We start from the raw sequence: 26,359 nt of genomic DNA, 5'->3' as shown, positions 1-26,359 counted from the left end.
TTATGGATTCTATTTCCAATTATGTATTAAATCAATGAAGGGTTCGGTGGTATTATAAGATTTAGTTCCGTTAAACAGTACATAAAACTGCATTGCAGAACTAACTCGATCTAAAAATTTGCGAGCACCAACCCGTAGCCATGATAAATCCCAACCTGCTAATTAATCGTGACGACCTGGACTTCCTGCTAGAAGACGTGGTGGGCAGCGCCAGCCTTCTTGAGCGCGAGCGTTATGCCGACCACAGCCGCGAGACATTCACAGCCGCGATTGACACGGCCTATAAACTTGCGACCCAGTTCTTCGCCCCACATAACCGGAAATCCGACGAGAACGAGCCGACATTCGATGGCGAGAAAGTTACAACGCTGCCTGAAATCAAGGAGGCGGTAAAGGCTTTCGCACAAGCAGGGTTTCTGTCTGCCACGCATGACTACGACCTGGGCGGTATGCAGCTCCCTATTACGATTTCACAAGCCTGTCTGGCGTTGTTTCGTGCAGCCAATGTGGGAACTTCCGCTTACTGCTTCCTCACCGCAGCCAATGCCAATCTGATACGCGCTTTTGGTAGTGAAGACCAAAAGCGTCGTTTCTTACCTGCTTTGCTGGAAGGCCGCTGGCTTGGCACCATGGCCCTGACTGAACCCAATGCGGGTTCATCAGTACCTGACTTGCGCACTACGGCTACGCCTTTGCCAGATGGCCGCTACGCGATTAAAGGTCAGAAGATTTTCATTTCGGGCGGTGATCACGACTTGGGTGAGAACATCGTTCATTTAGTGCTGGCCAGGCTGCCGGACGCGCCTCCCGGAGCCAAGGGGTTGTCGCTTTTTATTGTGCCCAAGTATCGAGTGGACGATGAAGGCCGGGCAGGGGAACGCAACGATGTCGCCCTTGCAGGGCTCATTCATAAAATGGGTTACCGCGGCACGACGTCCACCATGTTGAGTTTTGGGGAAAATGACGCCTGCATCGGGGAATGTATCGGCGAGCCGGGCCAGGGCCTGCGCTATATGTTCCACATGATGAATGAGGCCCGTATCGGCGTAGGCATGGGAGGCACCATGCTGGGCTACACCGGCTATCGTCATGCCCTGGCTTATGCGCAGGAACGGGTGCAAGGGCGTTTGCCCGGGCGTAACGATCCAGCCACCCCGCCGGTTGCCATTATCGAGCATGCCGATGTCCGTCGCATGCTGCTTACCCAGAAAGCGTATGTGGAAGGCGCGTTGTCGCTGTGCCTGTACGCGGCTCGCCTGGCGGATGACGAAAAAACGCACCCGGATGCACAGGAGCGCGAAACGGCTGCCCTGGTTCTGGCTGTGCTGATTCCTATCGTGAAATCCTGGCCTGCGCGCTATTGTCTGGCAGCCAACGATTTGGCCATCCAGGTGCATGGCGGTTACGGCTATACGCGAGAGTATCCGGTTGAACAGTTCTACCGCGATAACCGCCTGAACCCGCTGCATGAAGGGACTCACGGCATCCAGTCGCTGGACTTGCTGAATCGCAAAGCGGGGATGAAGGACGGCAGGGCGCTGGAACTGCTCCATCAGCGCGTGCGCGACACCGTGGAACAAGCGCGCGCCACACAGGATACAAACCTGACGGAGCGTGCTGACACCCTGGATGCCGCTTGGCAGCAATTGCGTGAAACGACAACGGTACTGTTGCAGGCCTCGGCTGACGACATCATGGAAGGCAGCGCCAATTCCGCCTACTACCTGGATCTCTTCGGGCATCACGTACTGGCTTGGCTGTGGCTGCAGCAGGCTGTTGCGGCTCAGAAACTGCTACCCCAGAAGCCGCACTTGGCAGACTTCTACCAGGGCAAACTGGCAGCGTGTGATTGGTTCTTCCATACGGAACTGGCACTTATGGAGCCCGTTCACGCTTTGCTGCGCAACACCAAGAGCCATGCGCTGAATACGCCGGCAACGTGGCTATAAGGTAAAACGATTGGCCAAGGGCGGTTCAGCCCTTGGTATCCATGGTTTTGCTGGCGGCTTGTTCGGCTACCCGGGCCAATGTGCGTGATTCTTTCAGAACGCTGTTGACATAGCCACGTGCATTGCCCGAGTATTTTCGCAAGGCGTTGTCAATATTGCCGCCCGCTTTCTCCAGGTATTCTTCCAGCACGTCCGCACCGACGCGGATATTCACCGCCGGGTCAAACAGCGACTCGGAAGGCCGCAATTTATCGCGGTGCCAGCGTGGCACCACCTGCATCAGCCCTTGTGCGCCGTAACGGCTTTGTACCTTGGGGCGGAATTCACTTTCTTTCTGAATGATGGCGATCAGCAGTTCCGGGTTCAACTGTTCCCGTTTGGCCGCTTCTTCCCATGCCAGATCCACATACTTGCGTATGGTGGACTCATGTATCTTGAGCTTACCCGCGACATAACGGGCTTGTGCCTGTTTCTTGAGTTCGGCGTCGCTGTGGTTGGGGTTTGAAGAGGATGTCAGGCGTTCAACGCGCAGATCTTCCACACCGTGTAGTTTCAGGCGAATGGGTGTAGAAGGTTTGGAATCCTGAAGCAGGGCCAGATTGGCGACCGTAGCCGATTCTGCGGGCTGCTTGGCCGTTGCCATCGCTGGTAAAACCAGACTTCCAGCCAAAAAGAGGGCCAGTACGGCATGTAGCGCACAGCGATTGGGTTGGGCGGAAACTTGCGAACGATGAGTGGAAAAAAAGAAAGGTTGTGAAAATTTCATCAGGTCAAGGCGCCCCTGCTAGCGTGTTTCAACACAGCCTGCAAGAGTCTTGGAGTATGAAGCTAAGGCTTGATGATAACATTTTGACCCCCCGCATCGACGCAAACCGGCCTTCTGGTTGGCGTCAAACAATGCAAATCACCGATGCAGCGCCACGCGAATCTAGCGTTTGCCTTCTAACCCCCAGGCGCTGGATACCAAAGCTTTAAGCCCGCGTTCGGCGAATTTTGGTTCTTTTTCCAGAATGTCCATACTGTCCAGCAGGCGTATGTGTGCATGGGTATTGAACAGCGTGTGGATTTCACTTGCCGGGACAGAAAATGGGGGGCCGTCCATGGCGGATTGGTCGTACTCCAGTGTCAGCACCATGCCGCGGTAGTTGTGCGCAAGGTTGGCGTAGAGGTGCTGGGCATAGTCGGCGCGCATGGCCGGGGGGAGGGCGACCAGAGCACCACGATCAAACACGCCGGAACACGTGGCCAGCGTGGCTTTGTCGAGTTGGAAAACATCGCCGCAGATGATTTCTATCTGCCCCGCGACGTAATGCCGCCCCAATGCGGAATCGTGCTCGACGGGCTCCAGCGCTTGTTCCTGAAAGAACTGTTGGACGGCAATGGATGAAAGTTCTACGCCGAGTACTTTATAGCCTTGTGCGGCTAGCCAAACCATGTCCAGAGATTTTCCGCATAAAGGCACAAACACCCTTGCGCCTGCACCCAGCCCCAGGGCGGGCCAGTGCTTGGTCAGCAAAGGGGTGACGCGGTTCATATGAAAGCCGGTAGCGCCTTCCTGCCACCGCTTGAGCCAGAATTCAGCATCCATCGTATCTTCTTAAAACCCGTGTCGTTTGGCGTTCAGGCGCCGCTCCAGACGGCCGATGTAGCTCTGGATCAGATTGGAGTCAGCATTGGAAATGTTTTCGAACTTGCAACCCAATTCGATGAGCTCTTTTTTGTTGGGTAGCGCTTGAGTATGAACCCGCAGCACGACGAGATCGACCGTTACCTCGCCGGTTTCCGGCAGAACCAGCCTGACATCCCTGAAGGTAATGCCCGCTTGGTGGGGGAGCTTGGCTTCGGTGTCCAGTTCCAGCAGGGCGAGCCCGCCGACGCTGAGGTCTTTCAGCCTGGCTTCAACGCGTCGCGGAGGTTTCCCGAGTTCGATTATGGGAATAATACAGGACACAGGTTCGCCCAATGGGATCTCTACGCGGTAGAACTCGCGGCGCTGTACGCGCCTGAGGGAGGGCGGGTACGGCACTGAAAATGCAGGCTGCCCATCGTAATCGATGAGCTCCAGGTCCCCGCCCGAGAAGTGAATGTTGACTTGATCAAGCTGGGTGTCGAAAACGATGGCGTCGGCCTGGGCGAATCGGCTGTTCAGCGCGGTATCGGACGAGCAATCAACGATGAACCGCTGTGCGTTGTCATCCAGCTCCAGAACAGTAGTCATGATGGACTGTTCTGTATTGCCCCGCACATACATGCGCACCAGTGCGGCATGTCGCTGGAGCGAGCGCAAGATGGAACGGATTTCGAGTTCTGACGTTAAAAGAAAAGGGTCGTCATCCCGATCGGAAAGGCTCTGCATTGATGCGGCTGTGTAACGATGTATTAAAAGATAGCGCCAAGGATAGAGCATGCGCAGCACATCGTCCACTTCAGGAGCCGGTTTATGCGCTCGCCTGTCGCTATACCGATTGTGGCTCCTCTGGCCACATAACTGGGCCAGAGGGGGCATTCCCGGTTGCAGCTTACAGGTGAAATCAGCGGCTCGCTTCCAGGGCTTGCTTAAGGTCGTCGAGGATATCGTCGATGTGTTCAATGCCCACTGACAAGCGCACCATATCTTCGGTCACGCCGGCGGCCGCCAATTCTTCCGCATTCAACTGGCGGTGTGTGGTCGTGGCCGGGTGGCTGGCAAGCGTCTTGGCGTCGCCAATGTTCACGAGCCTTAGAACCAGCTGCAGTGCATCGATGAAGCGGGCGCCGGCTTCACGCCCGCCCTTGATGCCGAAGGACAGAATGCTGGCGGGCTTGCCGCCGAAGTACTTCTGCGCCAGAGCATGCTCAGGGTGAGACGGCAGACCGGCGTATTGCACCCAGGAAACTTGGTCGTGCGAAGCCAGGAATTCCGCTACTTTCTGTGCGTTTTCGGTATGGCGCTCCATACGCAGAGGCAGGGTTTCAATGCCTTGCAGAACCAGGAATGCATTAAACGGTGATAGTGCAGCCCCAGTGTTGCGTAGCGGGACGACCCGGCAGCGCCCGATAAACGCGGCGGGGCCGAAGGCTTCTGTGTACACGACGCCATGGTAGGAGGGGTCAGGCTCGTTCAGCATGGGGAAGCGCTCTTTGTGCTCGGCCCACGGGAATTTTCCAGAATCCACAATCGCACCGGCAATGGTGGTTCCATGGCCGCCCATGTATTTAGTGAGGGCATGAACCACGATGTCGGCCCCGTGTTCGAAGGGGCGGCACAGGGCCGGTGAAGCCACGGTGTTGTCTACGATGAGCGGCACGCCATGGCGGTGGGCGGCTTCAGCCAACGCCGCGATATCTATGATGTTGCCGGAAGGGTTGCCGATGGTTTCGCAGAAAATGGCGCGCGTGTTGTCATCAATCAAGGCCTCAAGCGCCGCGATATCATCGTGAGGAGCGAACTTGACGGTAATGCCCTGGCGGGGGAATGTGTGGGCAAACAGGTTGTATGTGCCGCCATAGAGTTTGCTGACCGACACAATGTTGTCACCCGCCTGCGCAATCGCCTGAATAGCGTAGGTGATGGCGGCCATGCCGGATGCGACTGCCAGAGCACCGACACCCCCTTCCAGTGCCGCAACACGTTCTTCCAACACCGCGTTTGTTGGGTTCATAATGCGGGTGTAAATATTGCCCGGCACCTTGAGATCGAACAAATCAGCACCATGTTGTGTACTGTCAAAAGCGTATGAGGTGGTTTGGTAGATAGGCACAGCCACCGATTTGGTGGTGGGGTCTGGCTGATAACCGGCATGAATGGCGAGTGTTTCGAATTTCATTGTTGTCCTTCCACGATGTAAATAGCCTTAAAGAGTACACGCATCGAACGGCGCGTAAGCTAGCCTGTTTCGATGTTTATTTGCTTTGTTTATTATTTTAAGTAATAAGTTTGCCTGCGTAAGCGGCTTTTGGGGTGAGCCCGACCGCTATTTCGCCATGCATTACGCTAGGGGAGCGGTGCGTAAGGTAGTATTCTGAGTTGTTGTCGGCGTGCAGGCGCATTGGGGCTTTCCCCAGTTTTTGAGGCGTGAATGAAAGTCTGGTTGAAGCGGGTACTAATCAGTCTGGTTGTAGTGGTTCTTGTCGCATTGGTCGGGGTTGCGATTTTTCTTCTGACCTTTGATCCCAATGCTTACAAGAGCAAGCTGCAAGAGATTGTTTACGCAAGATACGAACGAACCTTGACCATCAATGGCGATATTGAATTGTCATTGTTCCCGCGTATCGGCTTGTCGGTGCAAGACGTTTCCCTATCCGATCGCGGCAGCAGCGATCTATTCGCTTCTGTCGATAGTACAACGCTGGCGGTGGCCATTTGGCCGCTCATGTTCAACCGGCTAGTGGTGGATCACGTTGCCATCAGTGGTTTTAACGCCTGGGTGGTGCGCAATGAGGAAGGCGAGTTCAACTTCGATGACCTGCTCAGCCGCAGGCAGACGGCGCGTTTGCCCGCTCCCGATTTAGCCTCGCCATTGAGCGCATTCACTGAGGCCATCGGCGTAGCGCAGGCAGCCACCGTAACAGAGGCCGCCGACGCGCAGGCAACAGGGCAAGAGAACCACACGGCCCGGGCCCAGCCCTCGCCTGACGATGCCGACTTGCAGATCGACATCGCTGGGCTCAGCCTGCGTAACGGCCAGATTCATCTGCACGACAAACAGCGCAACTATGTGGGGCGTCTGACCGGCCTGGAACTCAATACTGGCCGGGTAACGGCCGACCAACCTTTCGATCTCGCTTTTCGTGGCCAACTGCTGGGCGACTTCCCGACGGCTGATGCGCAGTTCGAAGGTCAGGCGTTGGTGAGCTTTAACACCGATCAGAAAAACTATTCCGCGCAACGGGTCAACGTGCAGCTCAATGGCCAGTTGGCCGAATTGCAAGTGCGTTCCCTGGGCTTGCGCGGTAACCTGGCGTATAGCGCCTATTCGCAGATGTTCAGCGCCAATGGCCTGGCTTTTTCACTGCAGGGCGATCTCGAAGGCGAGAGACCCATCAAGAATTTCGAAGCGTCACTCACCGTACCTCGCCTCAAACTCGATCGTAGTCAGGCCGAGCTGCATGTGGAAAAACTCAGCTTGCAGGCCAAAGGCGAGCAGCCTGATCAGCGCTTTGAGTTGGGCCTTGATGCACCCAGCTTGGCGATTTCTCCAGAAGTTGCCCGTGGCGAGCCGCTGACAGCCACCATGCAGTTGCATGGCAAGGAAGACCGCATGGCTATGGTGCTGGGCATGAGCGGCTTGGCCGGCAACGCCAGCCAACTCACCTTCAAAGAACTCAAGCTTGATGGTCGCATGCAGCAAGGCGAGCAGTTGGTGCAACTGAACATGACTTCCCCTGCCGCCTGGAATGTTTTTGAAGAACGGGGCAATCTGTCGGCCATGCGGGGCGATGTACGCATCGAGCATCCTGCGTTGCCCGCCGGTGTTTTCGAGTTCCCCTTCATTGGCAGTGTGGCGGCCGACCTGCAAAAAGATCACATCAGAAGCGAACTCGATGCGGTGTTGAGCGGCAGCAAGCTGGACTTTCGTGCCGATGTGACACGCCTGGAGCGCCCCAAGATCGACTTTTCCTTGCAGGCCGATCAGCTTGACTTCAATACCTTGTTCCCTGCTGCCGCCAAGGTCGCGCAGCCGGGTTCGCCTGCGGCCCAGGCTCAGCAGGAAAAACAGGAAAAGCCGGCGCAGCAGGAAAAACCCGCTGAGAAAACGCCCGCACCTGCCGCACGGGCCGTGGATCTGTCATTCCTGCGCGATATCGATCTGACCGGCAAGGTTGATGTTGGCCAGCTCAAGGTGCAGCAGGTTGAGGCAACCGCCTTCCACGCCGAGCTCAAGGCGGTGAATGGCAAGTTGGACATTAACGGCGTACGCACCGAGCTTTACGATGGCAAGTTGACGGGCGCGCTGAGTGCTACGGCCGATAACGATATCGGAATGGAACTGAATGTAGCCGGTGTGGATGTTGAGCCGCTGCTGTTTGCCTTGACCGGCGAACGGCGTATTGCCGGCAAGGGTTCGCTGCGTGCCAAGCTCAACAGCAATGGGCTGACTATGCCTGCGCTGCTTGCCGCGCTCAGCGGAACGGCGCAACTGCAGATTCGTGACGGTGCTGTGCGCGGCATCAATGCAGAACAGACTTTGCGTCAGGTGGAAGAACTGGTACGCAATGTCACTAAAGGGGGAACAGACATCGCGGCCATGCGTTTTGATCCCGGAACGGAAACCCGTTTTTCCAAGCTGGACGCAGATTTACGCTTCACCAAAGGGCAAGGGCAGGTCAACAAACTGGATCTTGTTTCGCCGGTGGTGAGGGTGTCGCAGGGGAAGCCCGCTTCCGTTGATCTGGTGAACCGGCAGATGGATGTCGTAGTGAATCTACGCGTCAACAACGGTGCACGCGATCTGCGGGCCCTGCGGGGCGTGAACGTGCCCATGCGAGTGACGGGGGCGTTCGACAATCTTTCCTATCAAGTGCAATGGCAGGACATCGCCGGCGCGGCGGTGCGTGGTGCGGTAAAGAGCGGTTTGCTGGAACTCTTGGGTAGCCAATTAGAAAGCTCCACCCAGGCGCCGGCCAGCCCCGACTCTGCAACGCCTTCAGCGCCCGCGCCCGCTCCGGCTAAAGACCCGGTGCGTTCTATTGGTGATGCTTTAAAAGGTCTGTTGAGGCAATGAAATGGCGAATGAGATGAGTCAAACGCAAGCGGTAAGTTATCCCCTGGTGGGGGCGCAACCTGTGGAAGACGCGGCAGCGCAGGCCTACCATGGCCGCTGGCATGTGTTGGATGCGTCGGGCCGGCTGTTGCCTGAAGGCGGGCCTGAATTGGCCAATGTTTCGGTTACATTGCGCTTCGGCTACCTAGTACTACAGGCGCCCGGCATGCTGCGTCTGGATATTCCGTTGGGTGTTATCGAAGATGACCCATCGGCGCTACGCATGGTGCGGGCAGACGGCAAAGAGATTCGCGTTGCGGATGAAGGTGCTTGGGCGGCGGAATGGTTCAGCCAAGTCTTAGGGCAGCCTGTGCGTTTGGTGAAAATCTGCGAGCCTGTGGTCGGCTAAGCAAGCCTGTACTGTCTTGGGGGCGGCATTTAGGAGACGGCCAGGCGACGGAATTTCTCCAGTAGCTCGTCTTTATCTTCTGTGTGTTCTGGGTCGACTTCAATACACTCCACCGGGCAGAATACCTGGCATTGGGGTTCATCGAAGTGACCGACGCATTCCGTGCAGCGGGATGGGTCAATAATATAGTGCTCCCTTCCCATGGAAATGGCTGTATTGGGGCACTGCGGTTCGCAGACGTCGCAATTGATGCACTCGTCGGTGATGCGCAAAGCCATGATGTTTGGACTCTCTGAAAAAATTGCCTGCCAAGGGGTGGCGGGCTCTGCATCAGTTTAGCCCAGGCTGTCGCTTGCCGCGCGAATCTCTCGGTGCACGCGGCAACAGGAACAGGTCAACAGCAGAGTCTTCAGCCTTGTTGGGCTTGAATCTGTTCGCGTTTGGCGGTGGCCTTGTTTTGCAGCCAGCGCTCCACGGATGGGAACACAAATTTGCTGACGTCGCCGCCAAGAATGGCAATCTCTCGCACAATGGTGCCGGAAATGAACTGGTATTGGTCGGAAGGCGTCATGAAGAGCGTTTCTACTTCCGGCAGCAGATGGCGGTTCATGCCCGCCATCTGGAATTCATACTCAAAGTCGGAAACGGCTCGCAGCCCCCTGACAATTACCCGGCCATCTTGTTCACGGACAAAATCCTTAAGCAGGCCGCCAAAGCTTTTTACTTTGACATTGGGGTAGTGGCTCAGCACTTCGCTGGCGATTTCAACGCGCTCTTCCACGCTGAAAAAAGGGCGCTTGTTAGGGCTATGGGCAACGCCCACCACCACCTGGTCGAACAGGTTTGCAGCTCGGCGGACCAGGTCTTCATGGCCGCGGGTGAGGGGGTCGAATGTTCCGGGGTAGACGGCGGTAATCATGCGTTCTCGACGGTAGGAATTGCGCCCGGCGCGCGCCGGTCTGGTATGGGTTTAAAAGGTGAACAGGGTGATTATTGTCGTTTTTTTGCGTTGCAGCAAATTTTACAGGGTCGCCATTTTCGGTAACGAACTTTTCAGATCTTTTGTAACAGTTGAAAATGAACATGCCCCGCTTTTGAACTGCGTAACACCTTGAACGTTTCAGGTGGCTCAATAGGGCTTTCCGACTCAATGTACAGGAGTCCGTCATCCGTGAGAAGTGGGGGCAGCCGGTTCCATAGCACGTTCAGCCAGTCCTTGCCGAAAGGCGGGTCTACCAGAACCAGGTCAAACCGGGCGTCCTCAAGGCGTTCCAGTACCATGGTGGCGTCGCCGGCATGAACGCGTACCTGCAGCGCGCCCAGTTTGTTTCGTAAGGCACGCAAGGCGGCCAGCGCAGCAGGGTTGGATTCCACCATTTGCACATGGGCGGCGCCGCGTGAGGCGGCTTCAAAGCCCAGAGCACCCGTGCCCGCGAACAGGTCAAGCACGCGTTTATCGGAAAAATCGCCGCCCCAGAAATGGTGAACCCAGTTGTACAGGGTTTCACGGACGCGGTCTGGGGTAGGGCGCAGGCCCTCGGCTTCAATGACGGGAATGGGGGTGCGGCGGTAATCACCGCCTACAATACGTATGATGTGCTTCTTCATGCGCCGCTCGTTGCGTCGTCCACAGAATTCGATCGCTTAGTGTAAATCGTATGTTCAGTTTCTTTAGAAGAAAAAAATCCGAGAAACAGCCCTCGGAAGCGCCCGGGCAGCAGCCTGACGAGGCGCGGGTCGAAGAATCGGCTGCGCCGCAGTCCGAGCCCGCGCTGGAACCGGCGCCTGCGGTAGAGCAGGTGCAACAAGACGACGCGCCAGTGGCTGGTACTCCGCCTGCTGATGCCGCCGAGCCTATTGCCGCAGCAACGCTTGAGCCTGAAACGGCTGCACCTGAACAGGTAGAGCCTCAAGCTCCCGTGTCTGCAGCCCCGCAGGCTGAGCAGTCGGAGCCAGAGCCGGTGGCCGATGCTCCTGTTGCCGCGTCGAGCGCCTCAACGGATGTCGTTGAGCCGGTCGGCGTAGTGGGGGAAGCGTCTACCTCTTCGGTAGAGGAGCCTGCTCCAGAACCCGCTGCTGCTGCGCCATCTGAGGCGACAGTTAAGAAGTCGTGGCTGTCGCGTCTGAAACAGGGCTTGTCGCGAACGGGGCAGAGCATAGGCGGTATTTTCGTTGGCGTGAAGGTTGATGAAGACCTTTTCGAAGAACTGGAAACCGCCCTCATCATGGCGGATGCGGGGATGGAGGCCACGGAAAAGCTGCTTACCGCCTTGCGGGCGCGTGTGAAGAAAGAACGGCTGACAGAGGCCCAGGCGGTCAAGGCCGCTTTACAGGAAATTCTGGCCGAGCATCTCGCACCGCTTGAGAAAACCTTTCCCTTGAACTCAGCCAAGCCGCTGGTGGTGATGATTGCAGGCGTAAACGGCGCGGGCAAGACGACTTCCATCGGCAAGCTGGCTCATGCCTTCCAGGGGCAAGGCGCAAGTGTTTTGCTGGCGGCGGCGGATACGTTCCGTGCCGCAGCCCGCGAGCAACTGATGGAGTGGGGGGCTCGCAATAACGTGACGGTAGTCGCCCAAGAAGGCGGCGACCCGGCCGCTGTTGCGTTCGATGCAGTGAATGCAGGCCGGGCGCGCCAGGCGGGCGTGGTCATGGTGGATACCGCCGGGCGCCTGCCTACCCAATTGCATCTGATGGAAGAGCTCAAGAAGATCAAGCGTGTAGTGGGCAAGGCCGATGGCGACGCTCCGCACGAAGTGCTGCTGGTCGTGGACGGCAACACCGGGCAGAATGCTATTTCTCAGGTAAAAGCTTTCGATGCGGCGATTGGGCTGACCGGCCTGATTGTCACCAAGCTGGATGGCACAGCTAAAGGCGGCGCTCTAGCGGCCCTGGCTGCAGGCAGCCAGGGCGTGCGCCCCATCCCGGTGTACTGGATTGGCGTAGGCGAAGGCATGCACGACCTTCAGCCCTTTGTCGCCCGTGAATTTTCCAGCGCTTTACTGGGCGAATAACGCAAACGACTGTAGCCGCCGCTCGTTCGTGGCGGCTTAGTTGTGTTTCGGCTTTCGAGCTTTGATTGGGGCGGGGCTGAAGCGGCCTGCCTTCGACAAACTCTGCAACGCCATATGCGAGGCTTGGGCCTCGTGGTCTTGGGTGGCGGCCAACCAGCCCAGGGCGAACATGGCCGATGAGTGCTTGGCTCCCGCGCCCCGATAGTATTCGGCGGCGACGTATAAGTCGTTCAACTGGCCCAGCGCCTTCTGCGCGGACATTAGCGAATTGCGCAGCGGGGCTAGCCGGCTCGGGTCGAGGACGCCTTGGGAGAACTCCATTCCGTAGCGTAGCCGTTTGATTCGCTTACGCATCATGTGGCGCTCATCCCAATCGGCTTCCAGGAACTCAGGCGCTTTGTTTTTGATATCGCTTAGCCAAGTGTTCAGGCGCTTGCAAAGCTGCGGCGCAGCGTGTTTGTTCAAAGCACGTTCGGTTGGCAGATTGTCACCGTACAGCACCAAGTGCTCCATCAAATCCAGCAAGACTTGCTGATACTCAGGGGCGGCGGTCAGCCCGGCACGAGCAGACAAGGTGTCGGAAATTTCCAATGTCTTCGGCGCTGTATTCGGCGGCATGCCGGCTTGTATCAGGCGCGGCAGGAGTTCGGTTTGTATGACGTCCAGGTCGCGTGCCTGGCCAAATATCTGGAAATGATGCTTGAGGCTTTGCAGCAGGGTTTCGGGGTACTGGGCAGCCTTGCCGAATAATTGCCAGCAGGTGCGTAGGCGACGGATCCCCACGCGTATCTGGTGAACGTATTCGATGCGCTGCTCGTGGCTGGTTTTCATGCCGTCTACACCGGCCAGAAAGCTGCTGTTGCGGATGATTTGGCCGGCGCAGTCGTTGGCGCATTCCAGGTAGGCGGCGCCCAAATTTGCGTCCGTAGCCAGCAAAACTTGGCCGGCCCGCGCAGGGGCTGCAAGTCGTAATACGTGCTCAACCCCCAAAGCAGGTAAGCGAGAGAGTTTGCCGCCTTTGGAAGCCAGCTTCAGGGCGGTTGCCTGCGTGTCACCCTGGCTGCCCATTTCAAGCGATGCCAAGGCGTCGCCGCGTGCCGCCTTGCTGCGCAGCTCAAGGATCAGCTCATGTTTGTGCAACCATTCCCGCGAAAGAGCGAAGAGGTCGGCAGCCGTGCCGGAAACCCCTTCAAGCTCCAGTTCGTGGATAGGCAGCGCGAGGCTACCCGCCAGAATAGCGCCTTCGTCATAGGCGAGTTCCGCCACACCCGACGCCGTGGGGATTTCTTTCTTCAAGCGGGTAACGTGCGTGATGTAGCGGCATATCAGCCGGTTCCCCAGCTCGGCCATCAAGTCTTCGATATGAGTGCCGTCGTAGACGCTCAGATCGAGAACAGGCTCGGGGCGCGGGTGATTCCATTCAATGCGGGAAAGCTCGTCCGGGCCGGGCAGTTTGATGGTTTGGATCCAATCGTCGCCTTCGCGTCGCAGCCGCAATGCAATACCCGCTTGGGCCAGCCGTTGCGTGGCCGTATCGTAGTAGCGGGCGTGCAGATTTATGGAGTCTGCGCCCAGCTTGCGTAGCCTGGCTTTAAGGCCGGCGCGGCGTCGCGGTGGCACATGAAATTTGATTTCGCGTTCCAGCATCTTGGGTATCGTATTCAAGGCGTCATAAACAGTAGCCAGTATAGTTTCAACCTGTGCTTTTACGGTTACAGCGCCGTTTCGCGGTGCTGTAGCTCAAGCCGTAGGGGTATTCCTGGGGGAAGGGGTAAAATGGGCCAACTTTCAAGAAGGCTATGGGCATGAACACTCTATCTGAACTGGATACTGACTCTTCCTTGGGCACCGGCATTTCCCCTGTCACTGAAATCGTGGCCGAGCTGCGCGCCGGGCGCATGGTCATTCTGGTGGATGAGGAAGACCGCGAAAACGAAGGCGATCTCGTCCTGGCTGCCGAGTTCGTTACACCTGAAGATATCAACTTCATGGTGACGCATGCGCGCGGCCTGGTCTGCCTGACCCTGACCGAAGAACGCTGTCGCCAGCTTGACCTGCCGCTTATGGCTAGCCGCAATGGCACGCGTTATGGTACGAACTTCACCATGTCCATTGAGGCGGCTGAAGGCGTGGAAACCGGTATTTCAGCGGCAGACCGCGCCCGCACCATTCGCACGGCCGTTGCTCGTGATGCCAAACCGTCTGATCTCGTCCAACCTGGCCATATTTTCCCCTTGCAAGCGGTGAAGGGTGGGGTGCTAGTGCGGGCCGGCCACACTGAAGCAGGGTGCGACCTGACCGCCATGGCGGGGCTCACGCCTGCCGCGGTGATATGCGAAATACTCAAGCCCGACGGCACCATGGCGCGTTTACCCGATCTCATCGAGTTCGCGCGTGAACACAATCTTAAAGTCGGCACCATTGCCGACCTCATCCAATACCGCAGCGAACACGAATCCATGGTCGAGCGCCTGGCCTCGCGTCGCGTAAAAACGCCATGGGGCGACTTTGAAGCTGTGGCCTATCGCGACCTTTCCTCGGGGGCAGCGCACCTGGCGCTGGTGCATGGCAATATCGAAAGCGACGTCGAAACATTAGTGCGCGTGCACGAACCCACTACGGTGCTTGATGTCCTGTTTGAAGGCGAAGGTCACCACAGTTGGGGCGTGGCAGATGCCGTGCGCACCATTTCAGCCGCCCCGTCTGGTGTTCTCATCTTGTTGAATTGCCAGGGGTCTGCCGAAAATGTCTTCGCCCATTTTGAATCCTGGAATACGCCTGTCGAAGTGACAGAGCCCATTCCCGATCGCGAACGCCGTTACGGTCTTAAAACTTATGGTATTGGCGCTCAGATCATGCGTGATCTGGGGGTCGGCAAGGCGCGTTTGTTGGCACGTCCGCGCAAGATGCCCAGCATGGCAGGCTTTGCGCTTACCATTACGGGTTACATTAGCGAACCTTCTCAAAACTCCTGAACAGGAAGCCGGTTATGAATCCCTACACTCTCTCGCCCGACTTGAATGGCGAAGGCCTGCACATTGGCATCGTGCGCGCCCGCTTTAACGAGGAAATCGGTCAGACCGAACTCGCTGCATGCCTGGCTGAACTGGCCGAACTTGGCGTGGATGAACGTGATGTCATGGTGGTGACAGTCCCGGGAGCTCTGGAAATGGGCGTTGCCCTGGCACAAATGGCCGAAACCTTCGAGTTCGACGCCCTGATTGCCTTGGGTGCCGTCATTCGCGGTGAAACCTATCACTTTGAAATTGTCAGCAACGAAAGCGCTGCGGCTATCAGCCGTGTGGCGCTGGAAACCGGTATCCCGGTTGCCAATGGCATTCTGACCACCGAAACCGAAGAGCAGGCCGAGGTACGCGCCGAAGAAAAGGGCCGCGATTGCGCCCGCGCGGCTGTTGAAATGGCCAATCTGGTTGTCGCGTTGGAACCCGAGTCTGACGATGACGACGATTACGACGAGGAAGACGATCTTGACGATGAGTAAGTCCCGGGGCGCCGCTGGCGGCGCTTCGCGCAGCAATGCTCGCAGCGCGCGCCGTCGCGCGCGCGAGTTTGCTTTGCAAGGCGTGTACGCCTGGCTGTTGCGCGGCGATGAAGGCCTGCAAGATGCAGGCGATATCGACGCGCATATTCGCGACAGCGAAGATTTCAGCGATGCGGATGCTGAATGGTACAAAACCCTTTTGCATGGGGTATTGCGCGATGCACCCTCACTGCGCGAAGGGTTTATGCCACATGTTGATCGCCCGCTGGCGGAATTGTCGCCCGTCGAGCATGGCATTTTGCTGATCGGCAGCTACGAGCTGCAGAACCATATCGAAGTGCCATATAAAGTGGTGATCAACGAAGCCGTGGAACTGGCCAAGTCCTTTGGCGGCACCGACGGCTTTAAGTTCGTTAATGGTGTGCTGGATAAACTGGCAGTCGATCTGCGGCCTCTTGAGGTTCAGGCGGCCAACCGCCGCTGAAGCGCGGAGCCGGCTGTGGGCGGTGAATTCACTCTGATCGGCCGATATTTCGATTGGCCGGCGCCGCCCGGCATTCTCGGAGTGGGCGACGACTGCGCCTTGTTGCCGGTTTCACCGGGCTGCCGGCTGGCGGTCACAACCGACCTTCTGGTAGAAGGCCGTCACTTCTTCCCCAATACCGACCCCGAAGCACTGGGCCACAAGGCGCTAGCCGTCAATGTGTCCGACCTTGCTGCCATGGGCGCGCGGCCGATGGGCTGCGTGTTGGGGTTATCGTTGCCCCGTGTCGATGAAACTTGGCTGGAAAAATTCTCGCGTGGTTTTAAGGCTTTGTCGGGTGAAGTCGGCTGCCCTCTTGTTGGCGGCGATACCACCCGCAGCGTGGATGGCATCGTCATCAGCGTGACAGCCATGGGTGAAGTGCCCGAAGCCACCGCGCTGAAGCGGTCGGCCGCTCAGGCAGGCGACGATATCTGGGTGACTGGCAGCCTGGGCGCAGCGCATGTTGCGCTCGAACTGCTCCAGGGTCAGCATCCGCAACACATTAATTTGCTAGAAACATTGCGCCCCTGGTTGGAGCGCCCGCAGCCCCCCGTGGCTTTCGGTTCTGAATTGCCAGGCCTTGCTAACGCAGCCATTGATATTTCCGATGGCTTATTGCAGGATTTGGGGCACATTCTCAAGGCCAGCGGCTGTGGCGCCGACCTCGATTATTCTCTTCTGCCTGTGCATCCCGTCCTAAAGACGCTGAACGACGCCATCGTGCAGCGTGCCGTACTGAACGGGGGAGATGTTTACCAACTTTGTTTTACAGCACGTCCCGCGGTGCGCACCGATATTGTGGCGCTGGCCGCGAGGCACGGTATAGAAGCTCGCGTGGTTGGCCAAGTTGGCCCGGGTCAGGGCATTCATGTTTCAGCTTCGCCCCTTCCCCTGGGCAAAGACGGTTATGCCGGCTTCGATCATTTTGGCTGATATGCGCGACTTCAAAAAAACTCCCGATTATTCTCCTTCTGCCAACCCACCGCCCAGTTGGGTGTTTCATAACCTTTGGCGCATCATTGCATTTGGCTTTGGCAGTGGTTTATTGCGGCCGGCGCCCGGCACATGGGGAACCCTGTTTGCCTGGCTGTTATGGGTGGTGTTTCTGCAAGGGCGGCCGGATACGGTGATTCTCGCCGTGCTGGTTATTGCTTTTGGCATTGGGTGTGTGGCCTGTGAACGAACAGGCCGGGCACTGGGCGTTTCCGATCACGGGGGCATGGTCTGGGATGAAGTTGTCGCTTTCTGGCTGGTGTTGTGGCTGACGCCCGATATGCTGGCGGCTCAAGCAGTGGCATTTGTGTTGTTCAGGGTTTTTGATATCGCTAAACCGCAGCCCGTGCGCTACTTTGATGCGCGTGTGCGTGGCGGCTTCGGTGTCATGCTGGACGACGTTTTTGCGGCAGCATACAGTTTGCTGGTGATGGCTGTTCTGGTCGCTCTAGGAGCCTTTTCATGAATGAAGAAATTGCCCAATTGTCGCGTGCCTTGGGGGAACATCTGGCCAGCAAAGGTTGGATGTTCTCATGTGCGGAATCATGTACAGGCGGCTTGCTTGCGGCAGCCATGACAGACATTCCCGGTTCCAGCCAATGGTTTGATCGGGGCATTGTTTCATACAGCAATGCCGCCAAGGAGGACTTGCTGGATGTCCACGCGGATACGCTCGAACGCTTCGGTGCGGTCAGTGAAGAAACTGCCATGGAAATGGCCGCCGGCGTTCTCGCTAATGCGCCGCTTAGCCATATGGCCATTTCTACAACTGGGATTGCCGGCCCAGATGGCGCAACACCAGGAAAGCCGGTCGGCATGGTGTGTTTCGGCTTTGCGACGCGTGCCGGGCAGGGCGTAGTGACCCGCGCTGAAACCCGGGTATTCCAAGGTGATCGTCAGGCTGTGCGCACTGCTGCTGTGAAATTCGCATTATCCACGGCACTGGGTTTCACCCCGTCAAGCTAGTGTGCTGTGTGGGTTAAGGCATATTCATCTACGGTCATCATCAGTTAAAAGTCTTAGTTATGCGGTTGCCTGGAATAGACCTGCTTTCTCTTGGGGTTTTTGTTGAGATAGTTGATAGTGGTAATTTGAGCCAGGCGGCTCGATCGCTGAACATGTCGCGCGCCACAGTCAGTTATCGGTTGGCTCAACTTGAAAAGTCCCTGGGCGCTGAGTTGCTAAGACGTACGCCGCAAGGCAATGAACTGACCGACGTCGGGGAACGCGTATATCAGCATGCTTGTGCAATTCTTGATGAGTCGGCAAAGCTGTGTGAAGCCGCCAGCCAAGATAGCGGCAGCTTGGCTGGTAGGGTGACGCTGAGTTTGCCCACCGGCTACGGTCATCGCTTGGTGGGTGAGTGGTTGATCGAATTTAAAAAACAGCATCCCGCCGTGGTGCTGGAGGTCCGGTTCGAAAATTTCATTGATAATCTGATACGCGATGGCGTAGATATTGCGGTCAGTGTCTTGTCGACGCCGCCCCCCATGTTGGTGGGGCGCGATCTCGGGCTGCTGCGTTATGTTGTCTGCGCATCCAGAGAATGGGCTGAGAAGCACACCATGCCCTACACTCTGGATGAGCTTGCACAAGTGCCTGTCATCACATCGGGCGGCATTACGGGTACGCCTCTTGTCGTGGCTACGCGTGGCGATCAAGAAAATGAAATTCTCTTGCATCCCACTTTGTGGTCACGTAGTTTTCCTTATCTGCGGGATTGCATTGTCGGTGGGGTTGGTGTGGGCATTGTTCCTGATTACATCGTCGAGGAAGACGTTCGTGCAGGCACTGTCGTTACCAGCATGGACGACTACCTGCTGACGGTAGACCGGGCCCATATGTATCTGCTGTATTCGCCCAGCCGCTATCAGTCTCGGGCGGTGCGGGGTTTGATTGATTTTCTATTCGACAAAAGAGGTCTGCCCAGGCCCATACGTGGCTCTGATCAACAGCCTAGGCGTGAACCTTATCCTTAATAGTGTGAACATGCGGGGCAAATTTAATTACGCCACCACAGCGGCTCAGTATGTTGGCGGACAGGCTTTGGTCCATGTGGCCGGAACTCTTCACTGCAAGTAAAGAGCTTGCTGTCATGTCAAAAAAATTCGAACTTGATGTCAGGCGCAGAAGGAATGGCTGAAGGCGGTTTTGTCCCTAGAATGAAAAGTACCGACAAAATAATGCTGACCCTGACATCAGAAACAAGGAGACAGAATGGCTCGTTTCAGTTCGAATATATTCCGTATTTCCAGCCTGTTGGCTGCGAGCGTTTTTGCATTTGCTCACAATTCTCAAGCAGCTGAATGGCCGTCTCAGCCCATCCGGCTGGTTGTGCCGTTTCCGGCTGGTGGCCCTACGGATTCCGCCGCTCGGGTGTATGCCGATGAGTTGGGGAAACGTCTGGGAAGCGTTATTGTGGTGGAGAATAAACCAGGAGCGTCCGGAGCTGTCGCTGCCGGACAATTCCTGAATGCAGTGCCAGACGGTCACACGCTCATGATGATTGTGACCCCCACGATTTTGGCGCCCCATTTCTTCGAGACCATCAACTTTGACCCGGCCAACGACTTTGCGCCCGTTACGAAGATCTACGACCTGCCGAATGTCATAGCGGTGAACCCCAATGAGTTACCGGAAGTAAAGACATTGCAGGAACTGTTTGATACCTCCAGCAAGGCTGATCCTGCTCTGATGTATACAAGCTCCGGTACCGGAAGTTCGGGTCATTTGAGTATGGAGCTGATGAAATCCCGAAAGCTCACCAATATGGAGCATGTGGCATATAAGGGCAGTGCACCCGCCATGCGGGATACCGTGGGTGGGGTAGTGCCGGTGATTTACGCCGACATGGTCACTGCGTTGCCACAGATCAAAGCAGGCCGCATCAATGCGGTAGCCGTGGGAACGCCCGAGCGCGTGAAGGTGCTGCCCGATGTGCCCACAATGGCAGAACAGGGGTTTGGTGGCTATGAGGCTTCGTCATGGGGGGGGGTGCTTGCTCCCAAAGGTACGCCGCAAGATATCATTGACCGGTTGAGCGAGGAATCTCGTGAGATTCTGGCCAGCGAAGAGCTGGCCGCACGCTTTGACCAGATCGGCATCCTGCCCGCCTTCCTGACGCCTGAGAAAACGCATGAATTGCTTGAGTCGGATTTCTCACGTTGGGGCGAAGTGATTCGAGATAACGATATGGGCGGTAAATAAACGGCGCTTGAATTGTCGAAAAACCTATGAGGAAAATCATGAGAACACGCATTACCGAACTGCTTGGCATACGCTACCCCATTATTCAAGGGGGCATGCAGTGGGTGGGGCGCAGCCAGTTGGTGGCTGCTGTGTCCAATGCCGGGGGGCTGGGTGTGCTGACCGCACTGACCCAACCCACGCCTGAAAGCTTGTATCAGGAAATTGGCCGCACGCTGGAACTGACGGATGCGCCCATTGCTGTGAACCTGACTTTCCTCCCTACACAGACGCCGCCGCCTTACGATGAGTATATCGACGCCATCATCGGGCAAGGCATCAAAATCGTGGAAACTGCAGGCAACAACCCGGTGAAATACCTGGGTCGCCTGAAAGAAGCCGGCATCAAGGTCGTGCACAAATGCACGTCTGTGCGTCATGCGCTGTCGGCGCAGCGCGCGGGTGTAGATGTCATCTCCATCGACGGTTTTGAGTGCGCTGGCCACCCTGGCGAAGACGATGTGCCTGGGCTGGTGCTCATTCCTATGGCAGTGCGCGCATTGAGCGTGCCCGTTGTCGCATCGGGCGGTATCGCTACGGGTGCAGGGATGGCGGCCGCGATGGCGCTGGGTGCAGAAGGCGTCAATATGGGCACCCGTTTCCTTGCCACAATGGAAGCCCCCATCCATGAAGACATCAAGCAGGCTTTGCTGCGCGCGGGCGAAACTGATACGCAACTGGTGATGCGCAGCCTACGCAACACGGTACGTGCCTTGCGTAACCCCGTCACCGAGGAGGTTGTCGCGCTTGAGCAGCAGGACGGCGGTTGTCAGTTCGAAGATTTACGCCATTTGGTGACGGGCGTGCGAGGCAAGGCTGCTTTGGAATCCGGCCGTTTTGATGATGCCGTGATTGCAGCGGGGCAATGCGTGGGGCTGATAGACGACATTCCCACGTGCCAGGAACTCATTGAGCGTATGGTGCAAGAGTGCCGTGAAGCGTTCGAGCGTGGCCGTAGCCTGTTCCCTGAAGCAGAGGCAGTCGAAGCCGTTTAATGTAGATCGTGCGCAGCGCCTCGCTGTTAAGGTCGGCCTTGGTGAGGTCTGCGCTGTTGCTGAGATTCTAATGTTCCGTCCCGTTCGTCCCGTTCGCACACTTGCTGATGTGGAAGCTATCGAGCAGACCCCTTTATCTGCCCTGATACAAGCCCGTTCCACTTATGAATTATTCCAGGCGTCCGCCCGTGAAAATGGTGAAGGTGTAGCCCTGACATTTCTACCCGATGCGCGTGGCGAGCTTCCTGTTGAACGGTATACCTATGCGGCATTGCTAGCCAGAATCAATCAGATCGCCAATACGTTACATGGGTTGGGAGTGGGACCGCGAGATGCTATCGGCATCTTGCTGCCAGGCTGTGCAGAATATCATTTTGCTTTGTGGGGTGGCGAGGCTGCAGGTATTGTGCAACCGCTGAACCCATTGTTGACGGTGGAAAAACTGTCTTCCTTGATCAAAGCAACGGGTGCGAAAGTACTCATTGCCTGGGCGGATGATGATGATGCGGGAATCTGGAGAAAACTTGCTCGATTGGACGCTGATATTCGTCATATTCTGTATGTGAGCCATGAGGGACGCACTCCTGATACATCAGACATCGCTGCACAGGTAAGCAGTTTGAATAAACTGGCCGATCAACAACCTGGGGATAGACTGCTTTCGGGGCGTCAGATACAACCTCAAGATGTGGCGGCCTACTTCCACACTGGCGGCACCACAGGCTCGCCCAAGCTGGCCGTGCATACCCATGCGGGGCAAGTCTATACAGCATGGGCGAGTGTGCAAATGCAGGGACTGAGCCCAACTGATTGTGCCATCAATGGCTATCCTTTGTTTCATGTGGCGGGTGTGCTGCCCGGCGCTTTGGCGTGCTTTTCGGCGGGGGCCGAGGTCGTCATTCCCACCGCAGGGCTGTTTCGCAACAAAGATGTCATCAATCATTTCTGGCGACTGGTAGAGACATGGCGCCCGACTGTCATGTCAGCCGTGCCCACTGTTCTGGCCGCATTGCTTGAGGTGGATCCGGCGGGTGCCGATACATCGTCTATTCGCTATTTCCGTACTGGTGCATCCCCTTTGAGTCCAGAGTTGGCACAGCGGTTCAAACAGCACACAGGCTTTCGTGTTCACGAAAGCCTGGGCATGACCGAAATGACAGGGATTTCCACTATTACTCCGCCGGGCCTAGAGGCACAGGCAGGCTCTGTGGGTCTGCGGTTGCCGCATTCGCAACTCCGTATTATGAAGCTCGATGCTAATGGACAGCCGAGTGCGCAGGAGGCCGCCCCGCACGAAAGCGGCATGGTGCAGTTCAGGTCGCCGAATATCTTTCAGGGCTATCTGGGAAATATTGATCGACAGACTTATTTAACAGACGATGGCTGGCTGATTACTGGGGATATCGGTGCGCTTTCGACCGAGGGTTTGCTGAAGTTGCAAGGCAGAGCTAAGGACCTCATCATACGCAGCGGCCACAACATCGACCCTCAGGTGATTGAGCAGGCGCTCGACAGCCACCCAGCGGTGAATTCCAGCGCTGCGGTGGGCGCCCCCGATCCATACGCGGGCGAAGTGCCCGTCGCTTTTGTCACGCTCAAGAAGGGCGCATGGGCCAGTGCCGAAGAGTTGCGCGCCCATGCTGCCAGTCATGTTGACGAACCACCCGCCCGCCCCCGTTATGTAGAAATCTTGCCCAGTTTGCCCATGACCAATGTGGGCAAGATCTTCAAGCCTGGGTTGCGCGATATCGCCAAATCCCGTTACCTGGAAAACATCGTTCAGGCGTTGATGCGGCAAAAGGGTGTGGCAGAGTCAGAATGGCCGAACATAAAATTCGAGGCCAGCCTTGGCTTTACATTGCACGACCCGCACTTCACAGTGTCAGACCAGGAGCTGGCGGGACTGCAGCGCGAAGTGCGGTTCATCGGCGCGGATGTGAGGGTGGTGCAGCAGGCCTAAACGCCAACACCACCGCCCTTGTGTATTACGTCACCGCATTGATCGCATCGCGCGTTTCGCGGGCTGCCGTAGCGGCGGCTTCGCGCCAGTTCTCGCCGCTGTCGGCATACAGAATGGCGCGTGAGGAATTAATCATCATACCGGTGGAGCGGCTATCGCGCCCGGCTTTAACGGTGTCGGGAATGCTGCCGCCCTGGGCGCCAATGCCGGGGATCAGCAAGGGCATGTCGCCCACCCGCGCGCGCACTTTGGCGATTTCCTGAGGAAAGGTCGCACCCACCACCAGGCCGCATTGGCCGTTGGTATCCCATTTTTCCGCCACCATGGAAGCCACTCGCAGGTAGAGCGGTGTGCCGTCGCGGTCTTCAATGAATTGCAAGTCGGAACCGCCGGGGTTGGAGGTGCGGCACAACACAATGATGCCCCGATCGCGCCATTCCAGGTAAGGGGTGACACTGTCATGACCCATGTACGGGTTGACCGTGACCGCATCGGCGCCATAACGTTCATAGGCCTCCCAGGCATACTGTTCGGCCGTAGATCCAATGTCTCCACGTTTGGCGTCGAGGATCAAAGGTAACTCAGGATGATTTTCCCGTATATGGCGACACAAGGCTTCCAGGTGTTCTTCGGCCCCCAGCGCTGAGAAGTAAGCGATCTGGGGCTTGAAGCCACAGACATAAGGGGCGGTGGCATCGACAATTTCCCGACAGAATTCGAATACAGAATCCGGACGGCCCTGCAAATCGGCAGGAAAACGCGCGGGGTCGGGATCCAGGCCGACCATGAGCATTGAACCGGAACGGGCCCAGGCGGCATTGAGCTTTTCTTTGAATTTCATATGAGCAACGAGGCTGGGGAGAGAGGTGCTGCCGATTATGCCATGCTATGGCTTGTCGGCAAAAAAACCGGGTCAGCGTGAAGCTGCCCGGTTTTGTACAGGGCAGCGCCCGAAAGCGCCGCCCTGAGCACCAGACAGATGTCTGGCGAGGGGTATTGGCTGATAGCCGGCTTAGAAACCGCCCATGCCGCCCATACCACCCATGCCGCCCATGTCGGGCATTGCGGGTGCGGCCTTGTCGTCAACGATTTCAGCCACGGCAACTTCAGTGGTCAGCAGCAGGCTGGCGACGGAAGCAGCGTTTTGCAGAGCAGTGCGGGTGACCTTGGTGGGGTCCAGAACGCCTTGCTCAACCAGATCGCCGTACTCGTCGGTCGCAGCGTTGTAGCCGAAGTTGCCTTCGCCTTCCGCCACACGGTTGACCACCACGCTGGGCTCTTCGCCTGCGTTGGAAACGATGGTGCGCAGGGGCGCTTCGATGGCACGCAGAATCAGCTTGATACCTGCGTCCTGATCGGGGTTGTCGCCGGTCAGTTCGGCAACAGCCTTCTTGGCACGAATCAGGGCTACGCCGCCGCCAGGAACAATACCTTCTTCCACAGCAGCGCGGGTGGCGTGCAGAGCGTCTTCAACGCGGGCCTTCTTCTCCTTCATTTCCACTTCGGTTGCAGCACCGACGCGGATGACGGCTACGCCGCCTGCCAGCTTGGCAACACGCTCTTGCAGCTTCTCGCGGTCGTAATCGGAAGTGGCTTCTTCGATCTGAACGCGGATTTGCTTAACGCGAGCTTCGATGGACTTGGCATCACCGCTACCATCGATGATGGTGGTGGTTTCCTTGGCCACTTCGATGCGCTTGGCTTGACCCAGCTGGTCGAGCGTAACGCTTTCGAGCGACATGCCGGTCTCTTCGGAGATAACAGTACCGCCGGTCAGGATGGCGATGTCTTCCAGCATGGCCTTGCGGCGGTCGCCGAAGCCAGGAGCCTTAACAGCAGTGGTCTTCAGGATGCCACGGATGTTGTTCACAACCAGGGTTGCCAGGGCTTCGCCTTCAACGTCTTCAGCCACGATTAGCAGCGGACGGCTGTCCTTAGCGACTTGCTCCAGGATGGGCAGCAGATCGCGGATGTTGCTGATCTTCTTGTCGTGGATCAGGATGTACGGATCATCCAGGACAGCAACTTGCTTGTCCGGGTTGTTGATGAAGTAGGGCGACAGGTAGCCACGGTCGAACTGCATGCCTTCCACGACGTCCAGTTCGTTTTCGAGCGACTTGCCGTCTTCAACGGTGATCACGCCTTCCTTGCCAACCTTGTCCATGGCGTCGGAAATGATCTTGCCGATGGATGCATCGCTGTTAGCAGAGATGGAACCAACCTGAGCGATTTCCTTGCTGGTGGTGCAAGGCTTGGAGATCTTCTGCAGCTCGCTGACAGCAACGCCAACGGCCTTGTCGATACCACGCTTGAGGTCCATGGGGTTGATGCCGGCGGCAACGTACTTCAGGCCTTCTTCAACAATGGCCTGAGCCAGCACGGTAGCGGTAGTGGTACCGTCACCAGCGTTGTCGGAAGTCTTGGCTGCAACTTCTTTCACCAACTGAGCGCCGATGTTCTCGAACTTGTCTTTCAGTTCGATTTCCTTAGCAACCGACACACCATCCTTGGTGACAGTCGGTGCACCGAAGGAGCGGTCCAGCACCACGTTGCGGCCTTTGGGGCCCAGAGTGGTCTTAACAGCGTTGGCCAGAGTGTTGACGCCGCGGATGATGCGGGTACGGGCGTCGTCACCAAAATAAACTTGTTTTGCGGACATTTCTGTTTCCTTGAGATTCTTCGTGTCTGGTTTACTCGATCACGGCGAGGATTTCGTCCTCGCGGATGACGAGCACTTCTTCGCCATCAACCTTAACGGTCTGGCCGGCATACTTGCCGAACAGGATCTTCTCGCCGACTTTCACTTCCAGCGGCAGAACTTTGCCGTCTTCGGTGCGCTTGCCGGTGCCGACAGCCAGGATTTCACCCTGGTCGGGCTTCTCGGCTGCGCTTTCGGGGATGACGATGCCAGAGGCAGTAGTGCGCTCGTTGTCCAGGCGCTTGACGATCACGCGATCGTGCAAAGGACGCAGTGCCATGAAGGAACTCCTGTGAGTAAAACAATGGTTGATTAGTTCGTTTACCGGGGGAGGTGTTAGCACTCACCCCCGTCGAGTGCTAATTATAAGGACGAAGTTGGAAT

General features: G+C 57.1%; 25 protein-coding genes. 14 read left to right on the top strand and 11 right to left on the bottom strand.

What is annotated here, in order from left to right:
• Positions 1-140: 140 nt before the first annotated feature.
• Positions 141-1,949, top strand: a complete 1,809-nt coding sequence (locus VRY85_RS05415) for an acyl-CoA dehydrogenase (protein ID WP_414597595.1) — start codon at positions 141-143, stop codon at positions 1,947-1,949.
• 25 nt (positions 1,950-1,974) lie between these two features.
• Here the strand turns inward: VRY85_RS05415 and VRY85_RS05410 are convergent, their stop codons facing one another.
• The 4 genes from VRY85_RS05410 to VRY85_RS05395 all read right to left on the bottom strand — a co-directional run bounded on the left by VRY85_RS05410 (position 1,975) and on the right by VRY85_RS05395 (position 5,755).
• Positions 1,975-2,715 carry a transglycosylase SLT domain-containing protein gene (locus VRY85_RS05410; protein WP_414597594.1) on the bottom strand — a complete coding sequence of 247 codons (741 nt, stop codon included), beginning with the start codon at positions 2,713-2,715 and terminating at the stop codon, positions 1,975-1,977.
• Positions 2,716-2,877: 162 nt separating this feature from the next.
• Positions 2,878-3,537 (bottom strand): thiopurine S-methyltransferase, encoded by a 660-nt coding sequence (locus tag VRY85_RS05405; RefSeq protein WP_414597593.1) that lies wholly within the window; start codon positions 3,535-3,537, stop codon positions 2,878-2,880.
• A 9-nt stretch (positions 3,538-3,546) separates the two neighbouring features.
• Entirely contained in the window at positions 3,547-4,305 is a 759-nt protein-coding gene (locus VRY85_RS05400; RefSeq protein ID WP_414597592.1) for a flagellar brake protein, read from the bottom strand.
• Between the two features lie 175 nt (positions 4,306-4,480).
• Positions 4,481-5,755 (bottom strand): bifunctional O-acetylhomoserine aminocarboxypropyltransferase/cysteine synthase, encoded by a 1,275-nt coding sequence (locus VRY85_RS05395; RefSeq protein WP_414597591.1) that lies wholly within the window; start codon positions 5,753-5,755, stop codon positions 4,481-4,483.
• Positions 5,756-6,007: 252 nt separating this feature from the next.
• Between VRY85_RS05395 and VRY85_RS05390 the strand changes: the two genes are divergently transcribed.
• Positions 6,008-8,653 carry an AsmA family protein gene (locus VRY85_RS05390; protein ID WP_414597590.1) on the top strand — a complete coding sequence of 882 codons (2,646 nt, stop codon included), beginning with the start codon at positions 6,008-6,010 and terminating at the stop codon, positions 8,651-8,653.
• A 13-nt stretch (positions 8,654-8,666) separates the two neighbouring features.
• Complete coding sequence (locus tag VRY85_RS05385) at positions 8,667-9,041, top strand: MOSC N-terminal beta barrel domain-containing protein (RefSeq protein WP_414597589.1); 375 nt, start codon at positions 8,667-8,669, stop codon at positions 9,039-9,041.
• 29 nt (positions 9,042-9,070) lie between these two features.
• Here the strand turns inward: VRY85_RS05385 and VRY85_RS05380 are convergent, their stop codons facing one another.
• The 3 genes from VRY85_RS05380 to rsmD form a co-directional block, all read right to left on the bottom strand.
• Positions 9,071-9,319 (bottom strand): YfhL family 4Fe-4S dicluster ferredoxin, encoded by a 249-nt coding sequence (locus tag VRY85_RS05380; protein ID WP_414597588.1) that lies wholly within the window; start codon positions 9,317-9,319, stop codon positions 9,071-9,073.
• A 131-nt stretch (positions 9,320-9,450) separates the two neighbouring features.
• Positions 9,451-9,960, bottom strand: coding sequence for a pantetheine-phosphate adenylyltransferase (coaD, locus tag VRY85_RS05375; protein ID WP_414597587.1), 510 nt, complete (start codon positions 9,958-9,960; stop codon positions 9,451-9,453).
• A gap of 134 nt (positions 9,961-10,094) precedes the next feature.
• Positions 10,095-10,649, bottom strand: a complete 555-nt coding sequence (gene rsmD, locus VRY85_RS05370) for a 16S rRNA (guanine(966)-N(2))-methyltransferase RsmD (RefSeq protein WP_414597586.1) — start codon at positions 10,647-10,649, stop codon at positions 10,095-10,097.
• A gap of 50 nt (positions 10,650-10,699) precedes the next feature.
• Here rsmD and ftsY point away from each other — a divergent pair, with 50 nt between their 5' ends.
• On the top strand, positions 10,700-12,055 hold the full coding sequence (gene ftsY / locus VRY85_RS05365; RefSeq protein WP_414597585.1) for a signal recognition particle-docking protein FtsY: 1,356 nt from the start codon (positions 10,700-10,702) through the stop codon (positions 12,053-12,055).
• 36 nt (positions 12,056-12,091) lie between these two features.
• Here ftsY and VRY85_RS05360 read toward each other — a convergent pair whose 3' ends face one another.
• Positions 12,092-13,720, bottom strand: coding sequence for a CHAD domain-containing protein (locus VRY85_RS05360; RefSeq protein ID WP_414597584.1), 1,629 nt, complete (start codon positions 13,718-13,720; stop codon positions 12,092-12,094).
• 140 nt (positions 13,721-13,860) lie between these two features.
• Between VRY85_RS05360 and ribBA the strand changes: the two genes are divergently transcribed.
• From ribBA to VRY85_RS05310, 10 genes are all read left to right on the top strand, one after another.
• Positions 13,861-15,030, top strand: coding sequence for a bifunctional 3,4-dihydroxy-2-butanone-4-phosphate synthase/GTP cyclohydrolase II (gene ribBA / locus VRY85_RS05355; RefSeq protein WP_414597583.1), 1,170 nt, complete (start codon positions 13,861-13,863; stop codon positions 15,028-15,030).
• Positions 15,031-15,044: 14 nt separating this feature from the next.
• A complete protein-coding gene (gene ribH / locus VRY85_RS05350) occupies positions 15,045-15,557 on the top strand; it encodes a 6,7-dimethyl-8-ribityllumazine synthase (RefSeq protein ID WP_414597582.1) in 513 nt (170 codons plus the stop codon).
• On the top strand, positions 15,550-16,041 hold the full coding sequence (gene nusB, locus VRY85_RS05345; protein ID WP_414597581.1) for a transcription antitermination factor NusB: 492 nt from the start codon (positions 15,550-15,552) through the stop codon (positions 16,039-16,041). The genes ribH and nusB overlap by 8 nt, the downstream gene beginning before the upstream one ends.
• Positions 16,042-16,056: 15 nt before the next feature.
• The gene (gene thiL, locus VRY85_RS05340) at positions 16,057-17,016 is read left to right on the top strand and encodes a thiamine-phosphate kinase (protein ID WP_414597580.1); all 960 of its coding nucleotides are present in this window, start codon (positions 16,057-16,059) and stop codon (positions 17,014-17,016) included.
• 1 nt (position 17,017) lies between these two features.
• Positions 17,018-17,542 carry a phosphatidylglycerophosphatase A gene (locus VRY85_RS05335; RefSeq protein ID WP_414597713.1) on the top strand — a complete coding sequence of 175 codons (525 nt, stop codon included), beginning with the start codon at positions 17,018-17,020 and terminating at the stop codon, positions 17,540-17,542.
• The gene (locus VRY85_RS05330; protein ID WP_414597579.1) at positions 17,539-18,042 is read left to right on the top strand and encodes a CinA family protein; all 504 of its coding nucleotides are present in this window, start codon (positions 17,539-17,541) and stop codon (positions 18,040-18,042) included. The genes VRY85_RS05335 and VRY85_RS05330 overlap by 4 nt, the downstream gene beginning before the upstream one ends.
• Before the next feature lie 59 nt (positions 18,043-18,101).
• Positions 18,102-19,055, top strand: coding sequence for a LysR family transcriptional regulator (locus VRY85_RS05325; protein ID WP_414597578.1), 954 nt, complete (start codon positions 18,102-18,104; stop codon positions 19,053-19,055).
• Positions 19,056-19,293: 238 nt separating this feature from the next.
• The gene (locus tag VRY85_RS05320) at positions 19,294-20,283 is read left to right on the top strand and encodes a Bug family tripartite tricarboxylate transporter substrate binding protein (RefSeq protein ID WP_414597577.1); all 990 of its coding nucleotides are present in this window, start codon (positions 19,294-19,296) and stop codon (positions 20,281-20,283) included.
• A 38-nt stretch (positions 20,284-20,321) separates the two neighbouring features.
• A complete protein-coding gene (locus tag VRY85_RS05315) occupies positions 20,322-21,317 on the top strand; it encodes an NAD(P)H-dependent flavin oxidoreductase (protein WP_414597576.1) in 996 nt (331 codons plus the stop codon).
• 70 nt (positions 21,318-21,387) lie between these two features.
• Positions 21,388-23,277, top strand: coding sequence for an acyl-CoA synthetase (locus VRY85_RS05310; protein WP_414597575.1), 1,890 nt, complete (start codon positions 21,388-21,390; stop codon positions 23,275-23,277).
• A gap of 25 nt (positions 23,278-23,302) precedes the next feature.
• Here the strand turns inward: VRY85_RS05310 and pyrF are convergent, their stop codons facing one another.
• The 3 genes from pyrF to VRY85_RS05295 form a co-directional block, all read right to left on the bottom strand.
• Positions 23,303-24,118, bottom strand: coding sequence for an orotidine-5'-phosphate decarboxylase (gene pyrF / locus VRY85_RS05305; protein WP_414597574.1), 816 nt, complete (start codon positions 24,116-24,118; stop codon positions 23,303-23,305).
• Positions 24,119-24,289: 171 nt separating this feature from the next.
• Positions 24,290-25,936 carry a chaperonin GroEL gene (gene groL / locus VRY85_RS05300; RefSeq protein ID WP_414597573.1) on the bottom strand — a complete coding sequence of 549 codons (1,647 nt, stop codon included), beginning with the start codon at positions 25,934-25,936 and terminating at the stop codon, positions 24,290-24,292.
• Positions 25,937-25,967: 31 nt separating this feature from the next.
• On the bottom strand, positions 25,968-26,255 hold the full coding sequence (locus tag VRY85_RS05295; protein WP_414597572.1) for a co-chaperone GroES: 288 nt from the start codon (positions 26,253-26,255) through the stop codon (positions 25,968-25,970).
• Positions 26,256-26,359 lie beyond the last annotated feature (104 nt).

It is taken from the genome of Achromobacter sp. F4_2707 (genome assembly GCF_047501535.1).
Taxonomy (GTDB): Bacteria; Pseudomonadota; Gammaproteobacteria; order Burkholderiales; family Burkholderiaceae_B; genus Yanghanlia.
This window is presented reverse-complemented; position numbering and strand designations above follow the sequence as displayed.

Coding starts and splice junctions, on each gene's coding strand:
- VRY85_RS05415 (WP_414597595.1), top strand. CDS start 141: ATGATAAATCCCAACCTGCTAATTAATCGTGACGACCTGGACTTCCTG.
- VRY85_RS05410 (WP_414597594.1), bottom strand. CDS start 2,715: ATGAAATTTTCACAACCTTTCTTTTTTTCCACTCATCGTTCGCAAGTT.
- VRY85_RS05405 (WP_414597593.1), bottom strand. CDS start 3,537: ATGGATGCTGAATTCTGGCTCAAGCGGTGGCAGGAAGGCGCTACCGGC.
- VRY85_RS05400 (WP_414597592.1), bottom strand. CDS start 4,305: ATGCAGAGCCTTTCCGATCGGGATGACGACCCTTTTCTTTTAACGTCA.
- VRY85_RS05395 (WP_414597591.1), bottom strand. CDS start 5,755: ATGAAATTCGAAACACTCGCCATTCATGCCGGTTATCAGCCAGACCCC.
- VRY85_RS05390 (WP_414597590.1), top strand. CDS start 6,008: ATGAAAGTCTGGTTGAAGCGGGTACTAATCAGTCTGGTTGTAGTGGTT.
- VRY85_RS05385 (WP_414597589.1), top strand. CDS start 8,667: ATGAGTCAAACGCAAGCGGTAAGTTATCCCCTGGTGGGGGCGCAACCT.
- VRY85_RS05380 (WP_414597588.1), bottom strand. CDS start 9,319: ATGGCTTTGCGCATCACCGACGAGTGCATCAATTGCGACGTCTGCGAA.
- coaD (WP_414597587.1), bottom strand. CDS start 9,960: ATGATTACCGCCGTCTACCCCGGAACATTCGACCCCCTCACCCGCGGC.
- rsmD (WP_414597586.1), bottom strand. CDS start 10,649: ATGAAGAAGCACATCATACGTATTGTAGGCGGTGATTACCGCCGCACC.
- ftsY (WP_414597585.1), top strand. CDS start 10,700: ATGTTCAGTTTCTTTAGAAGAAAAAAATCCGAGAAACAGCCCTCGGAA.
- ribBA (WP_414597583.1), top strand. CDS start 13,861: ATGAACACTCTATCTGAACTGGATACTGACTCTTCCTTGGGCACCGGC.
- ribH (WP_414597582.1), top strand. CDS start 15,045: ATGAATCCCTACACTCTCTCGCCCGACTTGAATGGCGAAGGCCTGCAC.
- nusB (WP_414597581.1), top strand. CDS start 15,550: ATGAGTAAGTCCCGGGGCGCCGCTGGCGGCGCTTCGCGCAGCAATGCT.
- VRY85_RS05335 (WP_414597713.1), top strand. CDS start 17,018: ATGCGCGACTTCAAAAAAACTCCCGATTATTCTCCTTCTGCCAACCCA.
- VRY85_RS05330 (WP_414597579.1), top strand. CDS start 17,539: ATGAATGAAGAAATTGCCCAATTGTCGCGTGCCTTGGGGGAACATCTG.
- VRY85_RS05325 (WP_414597578.1), top strand. CDS start 18,102: ATGCGGTTGCCTGGAATAGACCTGCTTTCTCTTGGGGTTTTTGTTGAG.
- VRY85_RS05320 (WP_414597577.1), top strand. CDS start 19,294: ATGGCTCGTTTCAGTTCGAATATATTCCGTATTTCCAGCCTGTTGGCT.
- VRY85_RS05315 (WP_414597576.1), top strand. CDS start 20,322: ATGAGAACACGCATTACCGAACTGCTTGGCATACGCTACCCCATTATT.
- VRY85_RS05310 (WP_414597575.1), top strand. CDS start 21,388: ATGTTCCGTCCCGTTCGTCCCGTTCGCACACTTGCTGATGTGGAAGCT.
- pyrF (WP_414597574.1), bottom strand. CDS start 24,118: ATGAAATTCAAAGAAAAGCTCAATGCCGCCTGGGCCCGTTCCGGTTCA.
- groL (WP_414597573.1), bottom strand. CDS start 25,936: ATGTCCGCAAAACAAGTTTATTTTGGTGACGACGCCCGTACCCGCATC.
- VRY85_RS05295 (WP_414597572.1), bottom strand. CDS start 26,255: ATGGCACTGCGTCCTTTGCACGATCGCGTGATCGTCAAGCGCCTGGAC.